The sequence below is a fragment of the Prosthecobacter sp. genome, from assembly GCF_049294395.1.
GTDB lineage: Bacteria > Verrucomicrobiota > Verrucomicrobiia > Verrucomicrobiales > Verrucomicrobiaceae > Prosthecobacter.
Genome location: NZ_JBAQCR010000373.1, coordinates 1 through 8,492, shown reverse-complemented (window position 1 = coordinate 8,492; position 8,492 = coordinate 1). Strand labels below are relative to the sequence as shown.

Here is an 8,492-nt window from a genome sequence, read left to right as displayed (position 1 = left end):
GGCCGCGCTGGCGCTGAGCGCCTTCACGGCGGGACTGCCACAGGAAGCGCATGAGGACTTCATCAGCGCCTGGCAGAAGGTGGAGGAGAAAGACCGGATTTGCATCGAGATGGCTGCTGAAGAAATGCTCAAGGCAGGCCGTGCGGCCTGGGCCTGGGACGCCTGCGAAATCGTGGCCAGCATTCCGACATTCCGTGAGCAGGGACGCAAGCTGCCGCTGGCCGTGCGTGTGGCGCATGCCCTGCACGATGAGACTGCGGTGAAGGAACTTTTTAGTGAAACGCTGCGGCTGACCTTTCCCGGCGGAGCGCAAACCATCCAATGGGCGCAGGCTTTTGAGGACACCGGCCATGCTGAACTCGCACATGAGCTACTGGGGGCGGCGCTGCAGCGGCTGGAAGACACCGCCGCGCTGCAGCCGGAGCTGTTTGCCGCACAGGCACGCTTCCTGATTCGTCAGAAGGAATTTGAAGCGGCGGAGATTTTTCTGATGCGCATGAACTGGACGATGCCGGCCGAGTCGGCAAAACTGATCTTTGAACTCTACCAAAGCTGGGGCAGACTAACGAACATCGAAACGGAGCTGCCGAAGTTCCGCCTGCCAGGAGGTGTGAAACAGGAGATCCTGTTCCTCACACGGCAGACGACCGCCAAAACCACCACTCAGCCATGAATGCAACCCTGCGACTTCTGATCTGCCTCGGCGCAGGCGTTGTCCTGTGCCAGTGCTCCACCAAGACCACTACGAAAAAGAAAAAGGTGGATCCATCAGAGCAGAAGCTGCTGCAGCGCACCACTTCAGGAGTGGATATGACCAAGCGCAGCCAGTATGAAAAATACATGACTGATCCCAAGCTTTCCAAAGGCAGCGCAGGTTCGTATTTTCAAAAGCAGACGCATCACTCTAAAAACTTCGGCGGAAACAATTCGTTTTCCGGACAGAAGGAGTTCAAGACAAGCCAGAGCGTTTACGGCAAATCAAAGGCAAAGTTCGACATGACCTACGCGCTGGGAGAGAAGCAGGCCCTCAGCAAGAACAACAGCTTCAAAGCAGGCGAATCCCGCCTTGGCAACCAGAAGGCCCGCGAAGGCGACAGCCTGTTCAGCGGGGCAGACAATCAATTCAAAACCGGGTCCGCCCTGACGCGCTCCAAAAGCTTTGGCAAGGCACCGAAGATCATCGAAAACTACAATGACCGGGGTGAAGGTAAAAAGAGCGCGTACTCTGAAGACGAAGTGCGGAAACTTCTGAATCGGAACTGAGCCCTGCTTTGGATATGTCCACGAGCAGAGCCCTCATTCGGCCTGCTTGATGATGACGGTGCTTGCAGGAGCAGGCACCCTTTCTATTCAACTGCATGCGCATCCTCCACACGGCTGACTGGCATCTCGGCGCCCGACTCGTCGAGCGTGACCGCCTGCCGGAGCATGCCGCCTTTCTTGACTGGCTCATCGAGACACTGCGCACCGAGAAGATCGACACGCTGCTGCTAAGCGGGGATGTCTTTGATGCAGCCAATCCGCCGCAGGATGCTGTGGCCTTGTATTTCGACTTCCTCAAACGCCTTGCCGATTTGCGCACGGTGAAAGCCGTCATCACCGGCGGCAATCATGACTCCGCCTCGCATCTCAATGCGCCGCGTGAACTGCTGAAGCGCTTCGAGGTGCATGTCTTTGGCCATGCGGGTGAGAACATCGTGGATCTCGGCGAGGCCGTCGTCGCTGCCGTGCCTTTCCTGCGAGAACGCGATCTGAGGCAGGCCGCCGTGGGTGAGGCGATGACGGATGTACAAAGCCAGGTGCGTGCCGCCATTCGTGATCACTATGCCGCGCAGCTTGGCTCATGCCGTGCGCTGGCGGGCAAACGCCCCATCATCGCGATGGGGCATCTCACGGTGCTCGGCGCGAGTACCAGCGACAGCGAGCGTGACATCCACATCGGCAATCTAGGCGCTGTGGGCGCGGATGTGTTTGAGGGCTTTGGTTATACCGCGCTGGGTCACTTGCATAAACCGCAGCGGGTCGCGGGGCTTGAACATGTGAGGTACAGCGGCTCCCCCGTGGCGCTTAGCTTCTCTGAAGCTGCGGACAGAAAATCGGTCGTTGTGCTCGATACCGAGGGGATGAAAATCGAGACGCTTTCGATCCCAGCCACCCGGCTGCTGACCCGTGTCAGTGTCAGTCGTGCCACACTGGCTGCTGACTTGGAAAAGGTTGCCGCGGCAAGCTGGGCGGAGATCACGGTGAAACTTGATGCCCCGGAGCCTGACCTTGACCGGCTGATCCGCGAAGCTGCTGGTGCTCGCTTCGAAGTCTTGAAAGTTCTTGCGGACCTGCCTCTGAGTCTGGCCTCTACCTGGGAGCATACCGGCCCTGCTCTCAGCGAACTTCAGCCACGTGAGGTTTTCCGCGAACTGCTGAAGGAAAAGCAGATTGAGGGTGAGGAATTGAGTGCGGTGTTTGAGGAATTGCTGGCGCTGCGGGAACAAAAAATCACTGCCTAATTCATGCGCCTCCTAGCCGTTCGACTTCAGAATCTCAACTCGCTCAGCGGGACGCATGAGGTGCGGTTTGATGCGGTTCCGCTGAGTGCGGCGGGGGTGTTTTTGATCACGGGGCCAACGGGCGCGGGAAAATCGACTTTGCTGGATGCGATGACGCTGGCGCTGTATGGCCGGGCGGCGCGTTATGGCAATGACCGGGCGGATGAGATGATGAGCCGGCACACGGCGGAATGTCTGGCCGAAGTGGATTTTGAAACGGGCGGTGAAACGCTGCGCGCCATCTGGCGGCTGCGACGTGCACGCGGCAAGGCGGATGGAAAACTGCAACCCGTGGAGCGACGTCTGGCGAATGCGACAACCGGAGAGATCCTGGCCGAGAAGGCGGCTGAGATGGATCGAATCATTGAGGAAAAGACCGGACTGGATGTGCATCGATTTTTACGCTCGGTGCTGCTGGCGCAGGGGCAGTTTGCGGCGTTTCTGAAAGCGAAGCCGAACGAGCGTGCGGAACTGCTGGAGAAGATCACAGGCACCGAGATTTACAGCGATCTGTCGGTCCTGGCCTTTGAAACCCACAAGGCGAAGGATGAAACTGCACGAACGTTGAAGGAGCGCCTCGGCTCGGTGACGGTGCTGGACGATGCTGGCCGCGCCCATCTGGAAGGCAGTCTCGCCGAGGCCCAAACCTATGCCGCACGACTCCAGACCGAGAGTCAAGCGGCAGCCCAGCAACTGCGTGACCAGCGCGAGCATGCAGTCATCGTGGCTGAAATCGCGAAGCTCGCCGCATCGCATCAAGCGCTGCAGCAATCGCAGGCTGGACTGAGTATTGAGGTTTCCAACGCGAGAGCCGCAGCTGAAGAAGCGAAGCAGCAACGTGCGAAACGCGAACCGATGTGGGAGCAAGCAGCGGGCATGGCGGCGCAGAGCGAGCAGTTTGAAAAGCAACTCGGCGAGAGCCGTGCGATGTATCAAACGTGGGCGAAGGAACAAAAGGAGGCAGCGGCACGACGCGAAGCCGCCGAGAAGGCGCTCGCGGCACATGCTGATGAGACGCAGGCCCTTGAAGCGTGGCTCAAACAACACGCCGGCGACGCAGAACTCGGGGAGACTTTGCCAAAGCTGCGCGTGGCCGTGCGCGAATGGCGTGGCGTGTTTGAAAAGCTCTCAGAAGGCCGGAAGCGCCATGCAGAGGCGCTGGCACTCCAGCAGAACTTAGCCAAAGTGGAGTCAGCTGCGGCGGCTTTGGTCAAACAAGGTGCCGAAAGGACCGCAAATGCGAAGACGGATCGTGCAGAGATGGAGCGGCTCGCGAAAGCGCTCGAAGCGCAGCGGGAGCTGACAAGACATGCCGAGCAGGTGGCGGGTTTTGACGAGCATCGGCAGGATTTGAAACCGGGCGAGACGTGCCCGCTTTGCGGGGCGCTGGAGCATCCGTTTGCGAGGGCGGAAACGAATTTTGAATCGCAGCTTCAAGCTGCTCGGAAGCTGCTCAAGGGCCTCGAACAACAGCATGAGAAATCGAATCGTGAGCTCGTGATGCTGGAGCGTGAACTGGCGAAAAACGAAGCGGAGGTGGTGGCGGAGAACAAGCGCATCGCGGAGATCAGGAAACGCGTGAGTGAGCTGGAGGCGCCGACAGATGAAGTATTGGAGCAGTGGAGTACTGAGGAGGAGCAGAAGCGCGGTGTGGTTCAGAGCAATGTCTCGGGTGCGCAACCAACCGGCCTGGCCTCACCTCAGGAGGCTGAGCGTGAAATCGGTGCGCTGGAACAGCGTGCCGCGTTGTTTGCGAAGAAACGAGATGAGTCGGTGCAGAAGCGCAGTGAGCGGCAGAAGATTGAAAGCGACATCCAGCTCGCGCAACAGGAGCAGGCGGCGAAGACGAAGCGCCTCGATGAATTGAAAGCGGAAGGCGTGACGCTGCGGGCGAAGGCGGATGCGTTGAAGGCGCAGTTGAATGAGTTGCTCGGCGGCAAGACACTCAGTGAAGATCGTCAGCAGCATGAGGGCCATGTCACGACGGCGGAGAAAGGCTGGCATGAGGCGGAGGCAAGGCTGAACGCGCTGCAAACGCAGAGCGCAGCAGCAATGGCAAAGCTGGAACAGCTTGAAGTGCGTCGGCAGCCGTTCGCAGGTCAGAGTGTGCCGGACGCAGTGGCCCTGAGCGAGATGGAAGCGAACGCGAAGCGATTGAACGATGCGTTTGCAATCAAGCGCACGGAACTTGGCTCGCTAGGGGAGCAGATCCGCAATGATGATGAGGCACGGAAGCGGCGAGAGTCTGGTGGTGCTGAACTACAGGCGGCGGAGGCCGAAGCGCTGCGCTGGGGGCGATTGAAGGAGCTGATCGGATCGGCCGATGGCGCGAAGTTTTCGCGCTTCGCGCAATCGCTCACGCTGCGCCAGCTCATCGGTCTGGCGAACGAGCATTTGAAATCGTTGGCAGAGCGCTACCGACTCATGGCGGCGGAGGGCGATGAACTGGATCTCCGTATCGTGGATCTGTATCAGGCGAATGTGGACCGGCCGATGGAAAGTTTATCTGGAGGCGAGAGTTTCCTGGCGAGTCTGGCGCTAGCGCTGGGCTTGAGCGAACTAGCGAGCAGGCATCACCCGATCGATTCGCTGTTTATTGATGAAGGCTTTGGCACGCTGGATTCCGAGACGCTGGAGGTGGCGCTGAGTGCACTGGAGAATCTGCGATCACGCGGGAAGACGATCGGTTTGATCTCGCATGTGGAACTGCTCAAGGACCGACTCACCACGCAGGTGCGCGTGGTGCGCGGCGCGGGTGGAACGAGCCGGATTGAGGTGGTGGCGTGAGAACGCAACGTTTTCGAGTCACTTCTTTTCGAAAACGACTTTGCCGCCGAGCCAGGTCTTGAGGACCTGAGTTTGTACGAGGTCGTCGATGGGGCAGGTCAGGGGGTCGCGATCTACGAGGATGATGTCGGCGAGCTTGCCGGGTTCGAGGCTGCCGGTGTTTTTCTCGGCCTTGAGGAGAAAGGCGTTGTTGCTGGTGTAGAGGCGCAGGGCTTCTTCGCGAGTGAGTGCGTTTTCGATGTGCACAGGCTTGTCGAGTTTGCGGGCTTTGCGGGTGATGGAGGTCCACATGCCGAGCCAGGGGTTGTAGGGATTGATGCTGCGGAAGGAACCGATTTTCTGCATGTGATCGCTGCCTCCGCCGACGATGACTTTTTGATCGAAGCAGGCGCGCAAAGGTTGGAAGCGCGCCATGCGTGACTCGCCGAAGTGGCCCATGAGAGTGCGGCCGTCCATGTGGAGCCAGATGGGCTGGAGGTCGATGCAGACGCCAAGTTTGGCGGCTTTGGCGATGGAGTCCGGGTGCATGAAGTTGCAGTGGGTGACGCTGCTGCGTGCGGCGCGGACGCTGCCGGGGCTTTGGGCATCGACGGTTTCGTAGGTGTCGATGAGGAGCTGCACGGCGGCATCGCCGACGCTGTGCGCGGTGAATTGCAGGCCGGAGGCGGTGACTTTTTCGACGAGCTGTTTGAGGCGTTCAGGCGTGATTTTTTGCACGCCACGATATTGAGGATCGTTGATGCCGTAGGCTTCGCTGAGGCCCCAGGGTTCGATCATCCAGGCGCTGCCGGTGAGCATGCCGCCATCGAGGTAGACCTTGGTGCCGATGATTTGCAGCATGGGGTCCTCTTTGGTCAGCGGATGCTGGATGACTTCTTCGATGGCTTTTTCGCAGGCGGGCCAGAGGCTCATGCTGGGAATGCCAGGCGAGGGGCGCATGCGCACGGTGAGATCGCCTTTGGTGAGCATCTTTTGATACAGCTCACACTGCTTGAGGCTGGAATCGCGGTCGGCCACGGTGGTGAGGCCGACGGAGTTGTAGTCATGAAACAATTCAACGGTGCGGCGATAGGTGTCCTCTGCTGTGGCAGATTTGGCCGATGTGGACGCTTTGACGTTGTGGCTGAGACTGCGGAGCAGGCCGGTGGGTTCCCCATTGGAATCCACCTCCATTTTGCCAGCGCTGCCTGCTGGCACCTTGTAGTCACGGCTGTAACCGCCGAGCTTGAGCGCGAGGCTGTTGAGCATGGAATCCGGGCCGGTGGAAAAGACGACAGGGTTGTTGGGCGCGATGCGGTCGAGCTCTGCGCGGGTGGGGTAGCGTTTTTCATCGAGGCGTGTGATGAAGATCTGACGGACGCTGATGAGATCTCCCGGCTTGCAGACTTTGACGCGATCACTCAGGTAGGCGAGCACGTTGGCGATGGTTTCCATGGTGGGAATTTCGTGATCGAACTCCGTCATCGCCGCGCCGGGGTGGACATGGGAATCCATGAGGCCGGGCAGAACCGTTTTACCGGCTAGATCAATCACCTGACTGTCAGCTCCTTTTGTGGCGAGGATTTCATCGTTCGAGCCAACGGCTGTGATGCGCCCGTCCGCATTGATTGCGATGGCCTCGGCGATGCGGAAATTTTTATCGACGGTGATGACCTTGCCGTGGTGGAGGATCAGGGCGGGTGCGGCGTGAAGAGAGGCAGATGCCAGGGCGGTAAACAGAACAGCGAGTTTCATCGGCATATCAACGTCATGAAAAGCCAGTTTGTTCTTCTCTGAACGGTGGGCCCGTGCTTGGTTGGTGGCACCCCATGGCCATTTCAAATATCGAGAACAAAGAATCCCAGATCTGGGTTTATGATGAAAACAGCGAATGTGTCGGGCGCATGCCCAACAACCGGGTGGAGCTGGCTGGATATACCTCCGACTTCTTTGTCACGGTGGAAGGCGGATGGATCCGCACCTATGACCAGGACTGTGAACGACTGGGCAGCCTGAGCGCCATTGGTGTCACGGTTCGCAGTGTGTCGGGCGGCAACTTTACAGTTTCTGAGGCGGGGGATGTCAGGACTTATGACCGCCGCTGCAAAGAGGTGCGGAAGCGCGGCGCGTAAACGCTACACCCACATGGCCTGCAGGCGCTTCACGCTCACCGGTTGGGCGGTGCCGAGTTCCTGTGCGAAGACTTGGACGCGGTATTCTTCCATCATCCAGCGGAAGGTTTCGTGCTGGGATTTAGGGACGTGGGACTGCCAGCCTTCGAAGTCGGCGATGAGGTTGTATTTTTCGATGTCCTTGGCGGGATTGGCGAGGCAGCGCTCGTTGCGGATCTGGATGGCTTTCAAATAACGCGGGAGATGCTGAAGCTGCTCGTGCGGTGTGGAGGCGAGGAGATCGGCGGGAATGAGTCGGGCGAGGTCCTGTTCGAGGCCGGGGTAGCGTTTGGGCTGCGCGAGGAGCTTGGCGCGTAGGTCGTGGATCTGGGTGAAGAGGGTCTTCACGCGATGGGTGACGGCAGGGAGATCGCGACGAACGGTTTCGCAAAGTTTGAAGAAGCGCTCTTCGGTGAGCGGGAAGGTGGGCAGCAGGCGCAGCATGTAGGCGAGGATGTGCTCGTGTGCCTGCTGGGAGAGATTGGATGCGGGTGCGGCAGAGGGAGTATTGAGCTGAGTGAGCGCGGCTTGGAAGCTGGCGGGCTGCTGCGGTTTGGCGGAGGCGCCGCCGATGCTGCGGAGTTCTTTGGGGAGCCACGCGAGGTCTTTGCTCAAGGTGTTCTCGGCGAGTTGGCGAACGGCGGCGGGGGTGGTGCGTGCGGCTTCGGCGGAGGTGCGGAAGAGGCGGACGTCGATCTCTCCCTCGCGCAAGACGAGGCCGAGGTAACCGAGGATGGGGGTGCCGTTGAGTTCTTCAACGACGATGGTTTCAGGGAGATCGCCGAAGGACCAGGATTTGAGGGCGAAGCGTTCGACACGTGGCAGCAGCTTGTCCCAGGCGTCGGAGCGCGGGTCCTGCTTCTGCATGCTGGTGCGGATGGTGTCGAGGTCGCGACTGGAGGCGATGACGGTGTTGTTCTTCTTCGGATCGAGCACTTCAACGCGCGGCTGCAAATGCGCGGGCAGGCTTTGCGGCGGCCAGTCTTCGGCGCGCACCTGGATGCGATAGCGG

7 protein-coding genes are annotated in these 8,492 nt (G+C 59.7%); 5 read left to right on the top strand and 2 right to left on the bottom strand.

What is annotated here, in order from left to right; all coding sequences use genetic code 11:
- The 4 genes from WAW39_RS25250 to WAW39_RS25235 form a co-directional block, all read left to right on the top strand.
- A partial coding sequence (locus WAW39_RS25250; RefSeq protein WP_422321933.1) for a hypothetical protein occupies positions 1–673 on the top strand: 673 nt, incomplete at its 5' end.
- Positions 670–1,263: a hypothetical protein gene (locus WAW39_RS25245; protein ID WP_422321932.1), complete on the top strand. Its 594-nt coding sequence runs from the start codon at positions 670–672 to the stop codon at positions 1,261–1,263. The genes WAW39_RS25250 and WAW39_RS25245, both read left to right, overlap by 4 nt.
- Before the next feature lie 95 nt (positions 1,264–1,358).
- On the top strand, positions 1,359–2,504 hold the full coding sequence (sbcD, locus tag WAW39_RS25240) for an exonuclease subunit SbcD (RefSeq protein ID WP_422321931.1): 1,146 nt from the start codon (positions 1,359–1,361) through the stop codon (positions 2,502–2,504).
- A 3-nt stretch (positions 2,505–2,507) separates the two neighbouring features.
- A complete protein-coding gene (locus tag WAW39_RS25235; protein WP_422321930.1) occupies positions 2,508–5,330 on the top strand; it encodes an AAA family ATPase in 2,823 nt (940 codons plus the stop codon).
- A gap of 18 nt (positions 5,331–5,348) precedes the next feature.
- On the opposite strand, the gene WAW39_RS25230 is transcribed toward WAW39_RS25235, so the two are convergent.
- The gene (locus WAW39_RS25230) at positions 5,349–7,064 is read right to left on the bottom strand and encodes an amidohydrolase (protein WP_422321929.1); all 1,716 of its coding nucleotides are present in this window, start codon (positions 7,062–7,064) and stop codon (positions 5,349–5,351) included.
- A gap of 74 nt (positions 7,065–7,138) precedes the next feature.
- Between WAW39_RS25230 and WAW39_RS25225 the strand changes: the two genes are divergently transcribed.
- Positions 7,139–7,441 carry a hypothetical protein gene (locus WAW39_RS25225; protein ID WP_422321928.1) on the top strand — a complete coding sequence of 101 codons (303 nt, stop codon included), beginning with the start codon at positions 7,139–7,141 and terminating at the stop codon, positions 7,439–7,441.
- A 3-nt stretch (positions 7,442–7,444) separates the two neighbouring features.
- On the opposite strand, the gene WAW39_RS25220 is transcribed toward WAW39_RS25225, so the two are convergent.
- Positions 7,445–8,492: DUF3418 domain-containing protein (locus tag WAW39_RS25220; RefSeq protein ID WP_422321927.1), on the bottom strand; the 1,048-nt coding region annotated here is incomplete at its 5' end.

Bases quoted from the DNA above. Each gene is read 5' to 3' on its own strand.
- WAW39_RS25245 (WP_422321932.1), top strand. From the start codon at position 670: ATGAATGCAACCCTGCGACTTCTGATCTGCCTCGGCGCAGGCGTTGTC.
- sbcD (WP_422321931.1), top strand. From the start codon at position 1,359: ATGCGCATCCTCCACACGGCTGACTGGCATCTCGGCGCCCGACTCGTC.
- WAW39_RS25235 (WP_422321930.1), top strand. From the start codon at position 2,508: ATGCGCCTCCTAGCCGTTCGACTTCAGAATCTCAACTCGCTCAGCGGG.
- WAW39_RS25230 (WP_422321929.1), bottom strand. From the start codon at position 7,064: ATGAAACTCGCTGTTCTGTTTACCGCCCTGGCATCTGCCTCTCTTCAC.
- WAW39_RS25225 (WP_422321928.1), top strand. From the start codon at position 7,139: ATGGCCATTTCAAATATCGAGAACAAAGAATCCCAGATCTGGGTTTAT.